This is a genomic window from Wolbachia endosymbiont (group B) of Ischnura elegans, assembly GCF_947251585.1.
In the GTDB taxonomy this organism is placed as follows: domain Bacteria; phylum Pseudomonadota; class Alphaproteobacteria; order Rickettsiales; family Anaplasmataceae; genus Wolbachia.
The window spans coordinates 138,844-154,089 of the sequence record NZ_OX366371.1 but is presented as its reverse complement, the minus strand read 5'-3'; the positions used below and the strand labels follow the sequence as shown (position 1 = coordinate 154,089).

Annotated in this window: 15 protein-coding genes, 1 other RNA gene and 2 pseudogenes; 6 read left to right on the top strand and 12 right to left on the bottom strand. The window is 33.7% G+C overall.

From position 1 onward, the window contains the following. Positions 1 to 126 precede the first annotated feature (126 nt). Together tnpA and OPR58_RS00760 are read left to right on the top strand one after the other, a co-directional pair. Positions 127 to 519, top strand: a pseudogene (gene tnpA, locus OPR58_RS00765) (IS200/IS605 family transposase). Positions 520 to 802: 283 nt separating this feature from the next. Beyond that, positions 803 to 1,156 carry a hypothetical protein gene (locus tag OPR58_RS00760; protein WP_265022782.1) on the top strand — a complete coding sequence of 118 codons (354 nt, stop codon included), beginning with the start codon at positions 803 to 805 and terminating at the stop codon, positions 1,154 to 1,156. Between the two features lie 32 nt (positions 1,157 to 1,188). Here the strand turns inward: OPR58_RS00760 and tnpC are convergent, their stop codons facing one another. Continuing rightward, positions 1,189 to 2,127 carry an IS66 family transposase gene (gene tnpC, locus OPR58_RS00755; RefSeq protein WP_265023147.1) on the bottom strand — a complete coding sequence of 313 codons (939 nt, stop codon included), beginning with the start codon at positions 2,125 to 2,127 and terminating at the stop codon, positions 1,189 to 1,191. A 234-nt stretch (positions 2,128 to 2,361) separates the two neighbouring features. Between tnpC and OPR58_RS00750 the strand changes: the two genes are divergently transcribed. Then, a complete protein-coding gene (locus tag OPR58_RS00750) occupies positions 2,362 to 3,327 on the top strand; it encodes an IS110 family RNA-guided transposase (protein WP_264336652.1) in 966 nt (321 codons plus the stop codon). Positions 3,328 to 3,397: 70 nt separating this feature from the next. On the opposite strand, the gene OPR58_RS00745 is transcribed toward OPR58_RS00750, so the two are convergent. The 3 genes from OPR58_RS00745 to recA form a co-directional block, all read right to left on the bottom strand. After that, on the bottom strand, positions 3,398 to 3,574 hold the full coding sequence (locus tag OPR58_RS00745) for an IS66 family transposase zinc-finger binding domain-containing protein (protein WP_406846499.1): 177 nt from the start codon (positions 3,572 to 3,574) through the stop codon (positions 3,398 to 3,400). Next, positions 3,574 to 3,822, bottom strand: a complete 249-nt coding sequence (locus OPR58_RS00740) for a DUF6444 domain-containing protein (protein ID WP_265022250.1) — start codon at positions 3,820 to 3,822, stop codon at positions 3,574 to 3,576. The genes OPR58_RS00745 and OPR58_RS00740 overlap by 1 nt, the downstream gene beginning before the upstream one ends. A 261-nt stretch (positions 3,823 to 4,083) precedes the next feature. After that, positions 4,084 to 5,151, bottom strand: coding sequence for a recombinase RecA (gene recA / locus OPR58_RS00735; protein ID WP_010407051.1), 1,068 nt, complete (start codon positions 5,149 to 5,151; stop codon positions 4,084 to 4,086). Between the two features lie 114 nt (positions 5,152 to 5,265). On the opposite strand from recA, the gene truA reads away from it, so the two are divergent. After that, positions 5,266 to 6,003, top strand: a complete 738-nt coding sequence (gene truA, locus OPR58_RS00730; protein WP_265022781.1) for a tRNA pseudouridine(38-40) synthase TruA — start codon at positions 5,266 to 5,268, stop codon at positions 6,001 to 6,003. Position 6,004: 1 nt separating this feature from the next. Here truA and dnaN read toward each other — a convergent pair whose 3' ends face one another. The 8 genes and pseudogenes from dnaN to OPR58_RS11370 all read right to left on the bottom strand — a co-directional run bounded on the left by dnaN (position 6,005) and on the right by OPR58_RS11370 (position 13,081). Beyond that, entirely contained in the window at positions 6,005 to 7,156 is a 1,152-nt protein-coding gene (dnaN, locus tag OPR58_RS00725) for a DNA polymerase III subunit beta (protein ID WP_265022780.1), read from the bottom strand. 111 nt (positions 7,157 to 7,267) lie between these two features. Beyond that, on the bottom strand, positions 7,268 to 7,765 hold the full coding sequence (locus tag OPR58_RS00720; protein ID WP_265022779.1) for an invasion associated locus B family protein: 498 nt from the start codon (positions 7,763 to 7,765) through the stop codon (positions 7,268 to 7,270). Next, entirely contained in the window at positions 7,758 to 8,651 is an 894-nt protein-coding gene (locus OPR58_RS00715) for an RNA polymerase factor sigma-32 (protein ID WP_265022778.1), read from the bottom strand. The genes OPR58_RS00720 and OPR58_RS00715 overlap by 8 nt, the downstream gene beginning before the upstream one ends. 283 nt (positions 8,652 to 8,934) lie before the next feature. Then, complete coding sequence (locus tag OPR58_RS00710; protein ID WP_265022777.1) at positions 8,935 to 9,618, bottom strand: P44/Msp2 family outer membrane protein; 684 nt, start codon at positions 9,616 to 9,618, stop codon at positions 8,935 to 8,937. Positions 9,619 to 9,954: 336 nt separating this feature from the next. After that, positions 9,955 to 10,269 (bottom strand): YbaB/EbfC family nucleoid-associated protein, encoded by a 315-nt coding sequence (locus OPR58_RS00705; protein ID WP_320109901.1) that lies wholly within the window; start codon positions 10,267 to 10,269, stop codon positions 9,955 to 9,957. A gap of 21 nt (positions 10,270 to 10,290) precedes the next feature. Beyond that, the gene (dnaX, locus tag OPR58_RS00700; protein ID WP_265022775.1) at positions 10,291 to 11,874 is read right to left on the bottom strand and encodes a DNA polymerase III subunit gamma/tau; all 1,584 of its coding nucleotides are present in this window, start codon (positions 11,872 to 11,874) and stop codon (positions 10,291 to 10,293) included. Between the two features lie 16 nt (positions 11,875 to 11,890). Further along, positions 11,891 to 11,989: signal recognition particle sRNA small type (gene ffs / locus OPR58_RS00695), an RNA gene on the bottom strand. Between the two features lie 192 nt (positions 11,990 to 12,181). Continuing rightward, positions 12,182 to 13,081 (bottom strand): annotated as a pseudogene (locus OPR58_RS11370) (IS5 family transposase). Between the two features lie 669 nt (positions 13,082 to 13,750). On the opposite strand from OPR58_RS11370, the gene OPR58_RS00680 reads away from it, so the two are divergent. Then, positions 13,751 to 14,299 carry a hypothetical protein gene (locus tag OPR58_RS00680; protein WP_265022772.1) on the top strand — a complete coding sequence of 183 codons (549 nt, stop codon included), beginning with the start codon at positions 13,751 to 13,753 and terminating at the stop codon, positions 14,297 to 14,299. Positions 14,300 to 14,307: 8 nt separating this feature from the next. After that, positions 14,308 to 15,138 carry an ankyrin repeat domain-containing protein gene (locus OPR58_RS00675; protein ID WP_265022771.1) on the top strand — a complete coding sequence of 277 codons (831 nt, stop codon included), beginning with the start codon at positions 14,308 to 14,310 and terminating at the stop codon, positions 15,136 to 15,138. Positions 15,139 to 15,246 lie beyond the last annotated feature (108 nt).

Genomic DNA, 15,246 nt, shown 5'->3' with positions numbered 1-15,246 from the left:
GGCTTTGTTCTAATTTCGTTTTTGCTGTAAATCATCTCAATTTTTCTTTATTCTCCCAAATTTGGGAGAAAAACCCTGGACCATCCTTTCAAGAATATAATTTTAAGGTGAAAAATTTGAAAGAATGTGGAATATTATAGAAAAAGCAGTCACTCTGTATATATATCACATAGTGTGGATAACAAAATATCGATATCCAGTATGAGTTGGAGATATTGGTCAGAAAACTAAAGAAGTTGTACAAGAAGTATGTGGAAGTAGAAATTATCAGAGGTAGAGTTACGTCAACATGTATACGTTTCTGTACCCCCATACTTAAGTATTAGTAAGTTAGTGCAGTTAATAAAAGGAAAAAGTTCCAGCAAAACTTTCCAGAGCTGAGAAAAAGATACTGAGTTATGGTTAGTAGGCTACTTTGTAATGATAAAAAATCATATTGAAAATCACTCTAAAAAAGAAGATAAATTTGGTAAGTCGAAAGTTAGCATTCTACGCTCTCTTTCAATCTTTGGATTTTAATCCATAGTGGTTGAATTGAGATGTCATTAAGTACAAATTAAATTCTTTTATTTACTCACTTTACTCATTTTGTATAATATTCGAGAGAGTGAGTTCGAAAAGTACGCTTGCCTCCACCAATATAGGTTTCAACATACCATAAAGCCAGCCTATTTATTCTATCGGGGTTTTATACTAATTCTCTAGTGATATTTGTTATTATGACTCCAATACATGCTAATTTAATTATAAATTAATCAGTAAATGCTAGAATAGCTATAATTAAATTTATTAGATAATACTTATGAGTGGAAAAAAACATGTCTTTAAGATGGTACCTGGACAGCAATTTTCATGCGGATCTAGTGGATATGAAACGTATTCTAACATTGAAGATCCTCAATCTATGAAAAAAGTCAAGCTTATATCGCTAAGCGAAGAAGACGATACGCTAGAATTATCTATAAAATTCTGTAGCGATTTTCTTGATAGATTAGGAATGTATTGCGTAGAAGAAAAACAAAACAGATATATTCGAGATGATCAACCTGGTTATTATAAGAACAGTAATTCATTTGCATATGACAATGATAGATTAGTTAAACTATCATTAAATTGGGGCATAGGAGATAAAACTGGTTATCATAATTTTGTGTAACCGTTCACGGATTGTGAGAATGAATTAAAGAACTAAGCAGTGACAGCTACTAGATTCTGTAGCTTTTGAAAGGGGTTCTGGCCATTTAGACGTGATGTCAAAAATATCGACAACATTCTTTCCACGAATCTTTCTCCACGTTCTGACCAGGTGAAAAAGCTGTTTTTACGATAAATTACGTACCGTCTAATTTGCCGTTCTGCAAGGTTATTAGTTGTTTCTATCACTTCAGGTTTTCTTAAAAACTTCCACATCATATCCTCAGATCGTAACATCTTAGCGGCCATTCTTGAAGCTTGAGTGCTATTTGCAACCCTCGTCATTTTACGTAAAAAATGTTTTACCCTTTTCCGAATTTTTCGCACCAGTCGATAAAATCTCAAATTATCTATCAAATTTTGTTTTTTTGCCTTATCTACTACAAACACCTTATTGCTGAGCGATTTTAGTGCTTGGCCAATTTTGCTCACTTCAACATTTTTACTATGGGCAAATCTCTCAAAATCTCTTGCCAGATGTGCCCAACATATCTGTCTATTTTCACGATTGAAGTAATTGTATACAGCGTATCTATCGCTCACAACTATACCATCATATTCTGGCAGTAAACTCTTCAACACCTTCTTACCACGAGACTCGCTTACCTTCAGAAGTGTCAACGCTTTGTTTGTTATTACCCAACTCCAGCCTCTCTTTCCTTGATTTCTGTGCCCTGTTTCGTCTATATGCAAATACTCGCTTCCTTGCAACTCTTCCTTCATTTTCTCATATTCAGATGCACACTTCTTCGATACCCTGCGTTCAGTATTTGAGACTAAACCAAGGCTTATATTTAGATTAAAAATACTGCCCAAAATTTGCTGTACCTCTCTTTTTGAGTTAATAAAAAAGCCGCTAAGGCTGCTTATAACTGTTTTAGCATTGGGTCCTAGAAAATCTCTTGCAACACCTTCGGGTAAATTTGCTGTAATTCTTTTATTACATACTCTTATATGTTAAAAACAAGTCTTTATAAATGTCACGAAATGGCGGTATAAAGACACGCAGAGAGGAGGAACCGTACATACTCTTGGTCATAAGGACCGTTTTGCAGCAAGGTTCTCCTCTCTGGTTTATTATACTGAAAGTTCCGAACAACTGGTTGAGCTTTTAGGCTCGTATATAAGGGTGGAAAATGCAGTATACACATTATTTATGGAGGGATTATGAATTTATCAAATATTATTACTGGCATTGATATTAGCAAAAATAAACTAGATATCCATATTCATCCACTTGGACATCATAAAGTATTTGAAAATAACGTTCAAGCTATTGATCAAATAATCGACTTTTTGCGTTTACATAACGTAACCAAAGTTGGACTTGAAGCAACTGGTGGGTACGAAAAATTATGTGCTTATACTTTATTAAGCCATGGTTTTGAAGTATATGTCATTCAACCAAGATGGGTGAGAGATTATGCAAAAAGCCTTGGTATTGCTACTAAAACTGATAAAATAGACTGTAGCATCATCTCACGTTATGTTAGTAATACAGACATGCGTGTCACTCCTTTAAAAGTTAGTAGTATTGACTGTTTGAAGCAAAAATTATCTCGCAGGAATCAACTAGTAGAAATAGCAAAAATACAAAAAACCCAAGCTCATCAAGTAACCGATTTATCTATAATCAAACAAATGGAAGAGCTACTTGCAGTTTTACAAAATCAAATTCAAGTCTTAGAAGATGAGGTAATGGAATTAGTCGATAAAAATCAAGAGCTTAAAAAAAAGTACATGTCAATAACTAGTATACCTGGTGTAGGTGCAATAACAGCTATTACTTTTATTTGTTATCTACCCGAGCTTGGAACTCTCCAACATAAAGAAATATCCAGCCTTTCCGGAGTTGCACCTTTTAATCGAGATAGTGGTTTTAGTAAGGGAAAAAGGTGTATTCAGGGTGGTAGATCACAAATTAGAAAGGTTTTACATATGTGCATTCTTAGTGCGCAAAGGTACAATTCTTATATAAAAATCTTCTTTGATAGGCTATACAATCAATATAAAAAACCATATAAAGTTACCTCTACTGCTGCAATGAGAAAATTACTTATCCTTGCTAACTCTTTAGTAAGAGACGGTAGACTGTTTACTGAGGAGTATAGCCCTAAAACTGCTTCTATATAGCAATAGCATAGCTGTGAATAAGTACGCCCACACAAATTTTAAGTACTTATTCACAGCTACATCAATTTTTCTATTGACTTTTAACACAACTGCTACAATGTCCTCTTTGCAACCTGTACTCAGTTACAATTGGCTTAATTTCTGGCAACTCTGCCTTCTGATGAATAATTTCATCTTCTAAAGTAATCTTACCTCCACACATACAAATTGTATCAATTGTGCATCTCACTACCTCGTCTGCAGCCATTAATTCACGCTTATGCACCTTATGTCCTGGCTGACCTCCTGGTTTTTTATCACTTTTCTTTTTTGCTTTCTTACGATATATATCTCGTGATGGTGGCAGCGATGAGAATTTTGCGAATTTAAGCCCAATTTGTCTTCTAATTCAACTATTTTTGCTTTCAAGCTATCATTTTCTCTGATCAGTGCTTTTATTTCTTCCTTGAGATTAGCCTTTTCTGCTACAACCTTTTCTTGCAGCACTGTTGTCATTTACCCATTCCATATTTAGCTTCCTATCTCTTTACACTTTTATACTTACTTTGTAAACCACCTTATCTCCGTGAACGGTTACCATTAATTTAGCATAAGCTTACCGAATTAGTTTGCCTGTGAATTTTCTTAGATCCCAGTGTCAAGCACTGGGATGACACCAAAAGGGCTACTTAGGCGACAAGAAAAGAAGCACTGATTTCAACATTTGCACATTAGCCATGCATCTGAATGGATACTAAAACTTCACCCTAATCTAGATTAGAATACTGATTCTTCTAGAAGTTGTTCACGCTCCTCTTCTATTGCAATAGAGTTATCGTGATTTTTAAATAAATCTCTGATTTTTGTTTCTATTTCATTTGCAATTTCTTTGTTTGCCTTGAGGTAACTTTTTACATTTTCTCTTCCTTGGCCAAGACGCGTATTGTTATATGAATAATAAGCACCTGCCTTTTCAAGCACACCAAGCTTTGCTCCTATATCTATTATTTCTCCAAATTTTGATATGCCTTCATTGTACATTATATCGAATTTTGCTTCTCTAAATGGAGGAGCAACTTTATTTTTTACAACTTTAACTCTCGTTTCATTACCCGTAATATTCTCCTTATCCTTTATCGCACCAACTTTTCTTATATCAAGTCTTATAGAAGTATAGAATTTTAACGCATTCCCACCAGTGGTAGTTTCAGGATTTCCATATACTACTCCTATTTTCATACGAATTTGGTTAATAAATATCAATATACAGTTTGCTTTTGAAACTGCAGAGGTGAGCTTTCGTAGCCCATGACTTAGAAGTCTTGCTTGTAGTCCCATGTGCTGGTCGCCCATATCTCCTTCAATTTCAGCTCTTGGAGTTAGTGCTGCAACAGAGTCAATAACTATTACATCAACTGCACCAGAACATACTAAATACTCAACAATATGCAACGCTTGTTCTCCAGTGTCTGGTTGTGAAATCACTAAATCATCGGTGTTTACTCCAAGTTTACGAGCATATATAACATCAAGTGCGTGCTCCGCATCGATAAATGCACATAAACCTCCTTTTTTCTGTGCTTCAGCAATTACATGCAAAGCAAGGGTAGTTTTACCAGAACTCTCAGGGCCAAATATCTCAATTATACGTCCTTTTGGCAATCCCCCAACACCCAGAGCTGAATCAAGTGCAATCGACCCTGTAGATATCGTGTCTATTTTTTCTACAGGGTTTTGCTTTAGCTTCATTATTGCACCTTTACCGAATGCTTTTTCAATTTGACTTATTGCATTATCTAGTGCTTTTTGCTTATCATTATTTCTTTCTTCTGGATTATGTGCCATGGATCATTTATTAACTTGTATAGTCTCCATGGTAATTGAACGCAACCAATCTGCCAAGGGTTTTTTAATAACGAAGAACGTTAGTTACCTAAAATTAGATAGATAGACTTTGTAGTGCGATACAAAATAACGATAGAATACAATGGTAGTGGTTTCTCTGGCTGGCAAAAGCAACAACACTCTGCTAACTCAATTCAGGAAACCATAGAAAACGCTATATTTAATTTCAGTGGCGAGAGAGTCTCTTTGCATTGTGGTGGCAGAACTGACACAGGGGTTCATGCTTTAGGGCAAGTTGCTCATTTCAATATGGAAAGGCAATTTGAGCTTTACAGAATAAGAAATGGAATAAACTATCACTTAAAAGCGATTCCTATAGTTGTGCTTAGTGCAGAAGCTGTAGATGATGCATTTCATGCACGATTTTCAGCAAAAAAAAGATATTATGAATATAGAATAATTAATCGCTACGCTCCTGCAGCTCTAGAAATCGGTTATGTGTGGCAAGTATTTTACCCACTTGACGTAAACATCATGCGTGAAGCTGCTAGACACCTGCTTGGAAAACATAATCTTTCAAGCTTCCGCTCAAAAGATTGTCAAGCTACAAATCCGGTCAGAACAATCGATGATATTGATATAGTACAAAACGGAAGTCACATATACATCAAAATATCTGCGATTTCCTTTTTACATAACCAGGTGAGGATTATTGTTGGTACTTTAGTTGAATTTGGAAAAAATAGAACTAATCCACAAGAAATGCTAAACATATTAAGTCAATGCAAAAGAAACGCCGCTGGAATCACTGCGCCGTATCACGGCTTATACTTAGTAAAGATAGATTACTAGCTTAAGTCCTCATTGGCATTACTATATATAGTGCACTTGGATCATCTTCATCAGTGATAATTGTAGCACTATTACCATCTGATAGGCTGACCTTACATTTGTTTTTTATACAAGATAAAGCATCAAGCAAATAACGAGAATTAAATCCTACTTCCATAAGAGCTCCATCGTAATCCACCTCTATAGACTCAGTCGCATCACTGCACTCTTGGGAATTTGAATGTAGAGTTAATAAATTCTCTTGCAATGAAAATTTAATTGATTTTATTTTATCGGACACAACAACGGAAACTCGGTCTATAACACTAGCAAGTTTGCTACTCTCAACAATCATTTGTTTATCTTGAGACGTTGGAATGACAGCTTTGTAATCTGGAAAAGTCCCATCTATCAATTTTGATATTAGAATATACTCACCACATGTAAATTTGATTTTTCTATCTGAAAGTTTTATATTTATCTCATTACAATCACCCAATACTTTCAACAGTTCCATGATAGTTTTACGTGGAATGATCACCCCAAATTCTCCGTTGATATCTTCAGGTTTAGGCCTTTTTATACATGATAAACGGTGGCCATCAGTTGCAACGCAGTACAGAAATTGCTCATCTGTATGCAGATATATCCCGTTTAAATTATACCTTGTATCATCCAGCGACACAGCAAACTTCGTTTTAGTCAACAAGTCTACCAAATCTGCACTTAGTAGAGTGAAATCGTATTGATGATCACCTTCTTCAAGAACAGGGAAGTTATTTGAAACTACGTTCGGTAAAGAAAAATTTGCATTTCCACAGGATATCAATAATTTTCCTTGATTATTCATTTCGAAATTGACATCCAAATTAGTTGGCAATTTTTTCACTATGTCATGTAAAGTATGTGCTGAGATTTTCACTTCTCCTTCTGCTGATACATTTGCAGTAAGTGAGGCAAATATTGAAATGTCAAGATCAGTAGCCTTCAATTTTATGCTACCATATTGTGCTTTGATATTTATACACGCTAAAACATCTATCGCGTTGCGCCTTTCAACCACCCCGCTCACTCTGGATAGCGTATTTAAAAGACTTGCTCGGCCAACGCTAAAACGCATTTGTTCACACACAGAACTTTGTTCTTTGATTCCTATATCTACAATTTTTGACATATTAATTCTCAAAAATATATTTTAAATGATATTCATATTCTATGTAAAGTGATATCCATATTTTTGTCTGAGAGACAAAACAGCCTATCTTATACTTTAGTGATCAATAATTTACTTTGTATGGCATAAGTCATGCATTTTTTTGTACGCTTTTTGAAAGCCAAGCAAGGAATAAGTATCATCAACATTTGCTGTTTTTACTTTTCCATTAACTACCATTGATAATCCCTGCTTCATTTTTAGAATCAAATCTTGGTCCATTTTTGTATCATCTGTCCACGCAAGACTTCCCTGTATTATTGGCAATTGATATTTAATTTTTTTATCGATATTGAGAACTACAGGCTCATTATTATACTGAAAGCCAGAAGTGACGCTCACCTCATCTGCTTTTTTATCAACGTAACTGACCATTACATACGGCTTGCGGTCAGCTGTATAATGTTCACTTTTTTTCTTAGGATGAGATACAATGTAACACACTTTTTCACCATCTTCCAATGCAGTGTACACAAGCCAATCTTTATATTTTTCCTTCAGTTGTACGTTACTAACCGATGCAAGAGTACCTATTGAAAAAAATATTAGAAATACAAAAAGACTACGCATGTAAACCAAGTTTCAAACTCTCTGATTTTACATGTTGTTTTACCTTACTCATTGCTTGCTTAGCCAACTGTCTTATTCTTTCTCTTGAAACACAATATTTTTTGCTAAGCTCATCCAAAGTCTGAGTACTTTCAGATAAATATCTGCTAATGAAAATGTCTCTTGATCTTTCATTAAGACTTGCCAGCGCATTGCTTAAAATTGTTTCTTTTAATGCCTTTTCTTCATGATTCTGGTAAGCTACTTCTTGACTAACTAAATTACACGGAATCATATCTTGTAACTCCTTTTTAGAGTCATCACCTATTTTTATACAATTATTTAACGACTGATCCTTACAAGCCAGACGATAGCTCATCTGTACAACATCTTCTTCAGATACAGAAAGCTCATTTGATATTGCTTTTATTTCTTCTTTACTCAAAGTTTCTCTGTTTGTGTATTGTAAAATTCTTTTTTTTATTTTACGTAAACTAAAAAACAATCTCCTTTGTGATTGCGTTGTACCTATTTTTACAAGTGACCAAGATTTTAATATAAAGTCTTTCATTGAAGCTTCAATCCACCATACTGCATAAGTTGAAAAACGAAATCCCAAGTCAGGATTGAACTTTTTCACTGCATGCATTAAACCCATATTTCCTTCCATGACCAGGTCCATCAACAATAGACCGTAATTCTTAAATTTCATTGCAATTTTTACTACCAAATTCAAATGGCTAGTAATCAACCTGTGAGCAGAAGAAATATCCTGGTATTCTTGCCAATTTTTTGCTAATCGCACTTCCTCTTCTTGGGAAAGCATAGGAAATTTTCGCACTTCAGCAATATATTGCATGAGATTAGTGCTACTATTAACACATAAATTTGCTACTGGGGTCAACATAATAACTTAAATTAAAACTCTGTACATATAATATATTGATTTTCAGTGAAAAATTCAAGCTTTAATTAAAAAAGCATAACTTTATATCTAGTTGAGATCTTAACAACAGCTACCTAAATGTAGAATTAAAATTGCCAGCGTGTAACGATAAAAACTACATTAAATAAATAATGTGTTATTCCAGTGCTCAAACACTGGAATTCACATTTCTTTTTTCTAGATCCCAGTGTCATGCTACTTGAATGACAAGAAAAACCCACTGGGATAATAAGACAAAGATAGACTAGAAATTAAACGCTACTCCAGCTTCTGCACCAACAGTGCTGTAAAGAACATTTTTGATACCAGTATCATCCTTAGCTGCCTTATCAAAACTAGCACCATAAGAACCGAAGTAACGAGCTCCAGCAAAGAGTTTGATTTCTGGGGTTACATCATAACTAACACCAGCTTTTGCTTGATAAGCAAAACCAAATCCTTTTTGATCTTTAACTGCATCAACTTTTGAAGGATTGCTGATATATGCTGCACCAACACCAACACCAACGTATGGAGTGATAGGCATATCTTCAATCGCTATATCGTAATAAACGTTAACCAATCCTGAAAATGCTGTTAAACTGTCTGCAACATTTGTTTCAGAAGTATTTACTATAGCTTTATCTTTAGCCAATTGTGAGTAAAGCCCTTCAACATCAACTCTAATGTCATCCATTTTATAACCAAATGCACCACCACCAGCTATAAAAGATCTTGTTAAGGGACTATCCTTTTCTTTACCTGTTGCATTTGTAATACCATCAACTTTTGTATAAAAAGGTAAAATTTCACCGTTGTATTGTAAACGAACGTAGTAGCTAGTTTCTTCATCACTTATTGGACCAATAGGGTCTGATGAAAAAGCAGAGTTTGATAGGCTTAGCAACGTCACTAAAGCAGCTGCCGAAAAAAACTTTTTATAATGCATAATTGCCCTCGTTAAAAAAATTAAAATTCCACTTTAGCAGTCTAAATAATAACTAAAGTTAAGTCAAGTGCTAACTTAATAACACAAAACCTTCTGTATCTTAACTAACTTTTAGGAAAATACAAAGATTTTATTAATTAATAAATAGAGTTACTCTACTTTTTTTACTCTTGATCTTCTGACACCTATTTCACTAATGTCTTTTTATCTTCTGATCTGCATTCATCATTGTGAATTGCTGCATATTCATGCAGTAATATGAATGTACTTCATGGAAGTACTAGTATAAAAGGAAAACACTTAGTTACTGCATTAAGGCAAACTTCAGTAGTAAATTTAAAAAGGAAGTTTAAATCCAGGTGGTAACCCCATCATACCTGCAAGATCAGAGGTTGCATTTGCCATATCTTCTTCTGCTTTTTTAATGGCATCATTAAACGCTGCTGTCACTAAATCTTCTACTATATCTTTTTCTTCATTTCTCATAAGTTCTAAGTCTATATTTACCTTTTTAGCTTTATAGACACCTATTTTTATAACTTCCACTAATATAGAAACTTTGCCACCACCAGAAATACCTTGAAACTCTTTTCCAATATATTTTTCTTGGGCTTCCGCAAGCTTTTTTTGCATTTCTTGCGCTTGCTTCATTATTTGACTGAAATCCACAACCTACTCCTTATTTTCTATATTAACTACCTTTGCACCTTTAAACGTATTTAATATATCCTTAACTACAGGTGCATAATTTAAATTGCTCACTTCCCTATTCATATAACTCGTATCAACTATAATAACCCACTCCTGATTAGTAGATTGATTTAAGTAACTTTTCAAGTCATTACAAAAATTATTGTTCAAGTTAGATACAGCTTTTAATTTTAAATACCCAAATCTACAATCTATTAATTGTAGATTACTACACAGTTGTTTGTAAAGATAAATTTGGTTACTCCGCCTTAATAGTTGCAAAATCTTATCAAAATCGTAATTTTGTTGTTTATTTTTCACATGGATCCCAGTGTCGCGCACTGGGATGACAGAGTGGGGTTTTTCCACATATTTTTTTGGATCCGAGTAGTCAGTTACTTGGATGACAGAGGGGGAAGGTGCAACAGGTCTGCCCTGTCTATTTCCTTGCTCTACATTCTGTGAAAGAATTTTTTTGATCACCTGTTCCGGAGAAGGCAAATCAGAAAGATAACAAAGGCTAATTAACATCATTTCAGCAGCAACCTCATTGCATGTTGAAATTTTTATATCTTGAATACCCTTAAGCAGCACCTTCCACAATCTCGAAAAAAATATTAAAGACTTTTTTGCACTCAAATCTTTTACTCTGCTCTTCTCATATTCTGTATCAATCTCTTTTGTAATTAAAAAACGGCATATTAACTGGATTGTTTGCAGCAGATCTTCAAAAATATTGAGCGGATTTGCTGTTTTTACCACATTGTCGAATACTAACAAAGCCTTCTGTAAATCACTATCTAATACTGCTTCCAGTAGATCAAATATAACGTTTCTATCTACTAGACCAAGTATGTCTGTAACACTTTGAGTGGATATTGTACCATCTTTGCTATATAGCACTGCTTGATTCATCAAAAATAAAGCGTTACGCATTGAATTGCTACAGTGGTGAGCAATTAATTCCGATGCTTCTTTTTCAATAAAATAATTTTCTTTTTGTGCAATATCATTTAAACGCTCCATTATCTTAGCTGAAGGAATGTTATGTAAGTCAAACCTTTGACAACGTGCAATAACAGTTATTGGTATCTTTTTTATTTCTGTAGTTGCTAGAATAAACTTTACGCTAGATGGTGGTTCTTCTAGAGTTTTAAGTAATGCATTAAATGCATTACTGGATAACATGTGTACTTCATCTATAATGTAAACTTTAAATTTAGAACTTATTGGTAAATAGCAAATATCTCCCAAGATCGCTCTAACATCCTCAACACTAGTGTGACTTGCCGCATCGATTTCAACTACATCTGGATGGCTTGAATTTTTTATTGCCAGACAACTTGTACATGATCCACAAGGTTCAAAAGTTGGCCCCAATGAGCAGTTCAAACATAAAGCTATTATTCTTGCAGTGGTGGTTTTACCAATTCCACTGCTACCAGAAAGCAGTATAGATTGTGGAATTTTGTTGAGAGTAAAAGCATTTTCTAGTATACGCACCAATATATCTTGACCTACTAAATCTTTAAAGCTACTAGGACGATATTTTAATGCTATGTTCATAGCCTAGAATAAAACAAATAGTACAAATAGGTATGCAACCCAAAAAGATTCTGATATGGTTGCTTCATTTCTGACCTGACCAAGTTACAGAATTTTTGCCTGCATACCTTATAAAAGGTTATACTTTTTTTTTTTTTTAGCAAGGTATATTCTATATTAGTCTTATAATTTATATGTTAGACCTTTTGCAACATTACTTTGGAGTAAACAGATGTTACCTAAAATACTCTTCTTCTGTCATCCCAGTGCGTGACACTGGGATGGCTTTGTTGCATAGCACCTTAAGCAGTGATGGTTTACGACAAATTTATGTAATGATTTCAAATTTAGCCATACCAATACCAGTGAATTTGTTGAGCAAATAGCACTTAATTAGTAATTCTTTTTCACGATTTACTTCAGATTTATTCCTAAACAAATACTTGCTTCAACTTTGAGAAAAATCCTTCTATATAAGATCTTTTCCCATAATTTACTTCTTTTTTCCATTCTTTCATGCCATCTTCACCGTATAATTTTATTAACCTAATAGCAGCATTCCTGTCAGACATATAATCTATTTTTGAATGTTCTGCTGCATTGTTTATTGGTGGAATTTTTGTCTTTATATCATATTCGTTACACAACTTATAAAACTTGTGCCTATCACATGCTCTATCTGCATATAGTGCTTTTATGGCATGCTGAAAATCAACTTCTTTTAGCAAATCACAAGTGATCAGAGTAGACACCGTTACTGTATTTTACAGCTATGGCTTTTTTGTTGTTTATATTCAACATTACGTGCAATTTTCTCGTTTGCTCATAGCCACTCTGTCAGTGCTATTTTCCTTGCTGTGTGTTGTTGTATATACTAATTCCTGTACTGTCTATAGCAATTTCGATATCTTCTATATTATTTTCTGCAATCATTTATCTTAATATTAAGTTTTTTGATGCTTGTGAATAGCTGCAAATCTCTTCCTATTTGTTGCAAATACCCTTTTATAAACCCGACTGTTTGTCTTAAACCAATTCTAAAGAAACTGACGATTATATGCACTAAAATCACAACTTTATCACTATAAATATAGTTGCCGCCCTGCATTTTTGGACAATTCTCGTACCAATTTTCTATGGCGTCATTGATATAACAAAAAATGCTTCCTCTTTCTTGGAGAAATTTGTTATATTCATGGCAGTTACTGACTCTCATTTTTTGTGGCATATTTTTTCTTCAACAGTTAAATGGCTATTTATAATGAATTTTGTCAGTAACTGCCAGTTCTTTTCACTTGAGCGATGCAACAAAGCCCACTGGGATCCAACTAAGTTGGTAAACACTTTACAACGTTTTTTGCACAAAAGGACTGGATTCTAGCGTCACGCGCTAGAATGACATCAACTTTTGAATTCCAGTTATGCAAGAAATCTATTCATTTGAAACTTGTTTGAGAAACGTAGCTATAAAAACCGCAGGTACCAGTTGTTTTTTATTAGCTAAAGTAAAGGTCAAATATCTGGAATTCTGGACATAAAATCCCCCTGTAAAAAAGATTAGAAAAAAATGCAGCGCACATATGACAGAAATTAAGTATACACTGAAGAGGATACGCTACATTTTTTATGAGTTTAATAAAAAAGGTCTGCAGACAAAGATAGATTTTTGAGCTCTAAAAATATCTATAATTGTAATTATAATTGGATTCAAAATACGCGGAAGTAATTTTTTTAGCTATAAAATAATTCTGTCTTGTAAAAGTTTAACAAGAGAACCAAAAAGTTAGTGTCATAAATATTTTTATCAAAAACTATTTTAAAAAAATTTAAATAGAGTTGAAAAATTTTAAAGATGAGATACCCTACCTGAAATGCAATCCCTGTAAAATAAAGAAATATGAAAGGTGAAATAAACACTGCAGCAAATTTTCAAGCAGAAGACCTTGAGTCTAAAAATGCTACAGATCTTGATTGTTTAGCTAACTCTCTAAATTCTTTGAATGCAAAGAGTGCTGAGATTAAAGATAAAAAGAACGATGTGCCTTTTTCCAGTAGAAAAAGCAACTCGCATGTTTTAGAACTTTTTTCTAGTGAAAATGTTGAGATTAACATTCCAGATGAAACACCTTGTGCCACTCGGAGTGAATCAGGTATAGCTGAACTGTTTAGAGGTATAGCTGGGTTGTTTAAAGGCAGGGGTAGTATGAACATAAACCTTTATCAATCTAAAGTGAAACGTAGCTCTGCAATTGATTACAGTACTACAGAAAGTATAGGGTCACGGCTATTAAATATCTGTGAAGGAGAAGAAGATATCTATTTTGACCAAGAGATTGATTCTCTATATAAAGAGGGCTGTTTGTATGATGCCTTATTGTTGCAAGATAAGAAAAATCAGGACACACCTTTACATTTGGCCATAAAAAAAATCGTGCTGATTTTGTAAAAAAGCTTTTGTCTATTCTTAAGGAACCATACTGTTCAAATGAGTTTTACAAGCACAAATATTTTGAACGTAAGCAAGAGAATGAAAAGCCGCTTTCTAAAGTTATTAGTACTAAGAACAAAGACGAAAAAGATGTAATTACTCTGGCTATTGAAGGTAATAATTCAAAATGCGTTTCAGTTCTTTTCGACTACTTAACTCGTGAACATATTAACAGAAGGAAAGATGTTGAAAGTGAGTACACACCTCTACACGAAGCTGTGCTTCTTGGCAAGAATGAAGTAATCAAAGAGCTTCTAAAATCAAGAGATATAGATACTGAATTTATGGATAAGGAATCTTACAAAGCATATAATTATGCTAATAACAAAGAGGCAATAGAATTGTTTATTAAGCACTATAGTAGTAAAATTAGTGAGTTGCGTATAAAATTAGAAGATAATAATAAAAAACTAGCGCGAATTAAGTGCGTCCTAAACAAAACAAAACTTACTTGCGTATGCTTAGCAGCCTTCGGCTCTTGTTTTAGAATGTATAAAAATTCTCATGACATAATAAATGAAGAAGTGAGTGAAGATATGTTATATTATTCTCTTGAATTGCTCTCCAACACTACAGGTCTAATATTATTTTTTAATTATTTGATCGATACAATACTTTCCAAGTATGAAGAAAAAAATTCTAGTTTGAATAAAGAATCGGACAGTTATGTGGAAGAAAGAAATATGTTGAAAAATAAATTACGTCATTTTCAAAAAAGAAGTACCGTAGTAACTACGCAAATGTGTGAGATAATTTCAGTTATACCTGAATCAGAGTTAGATTACAGTAGATTGTGATTACATTAATTTTTTCAAGACAGTTCTAAAAAAAAGTGGGAAATCTTTTTCATAGCCAATCAAACTAAGCTTTCTTTACGAAAGGTTTGATGTTATCATTTTATAAAC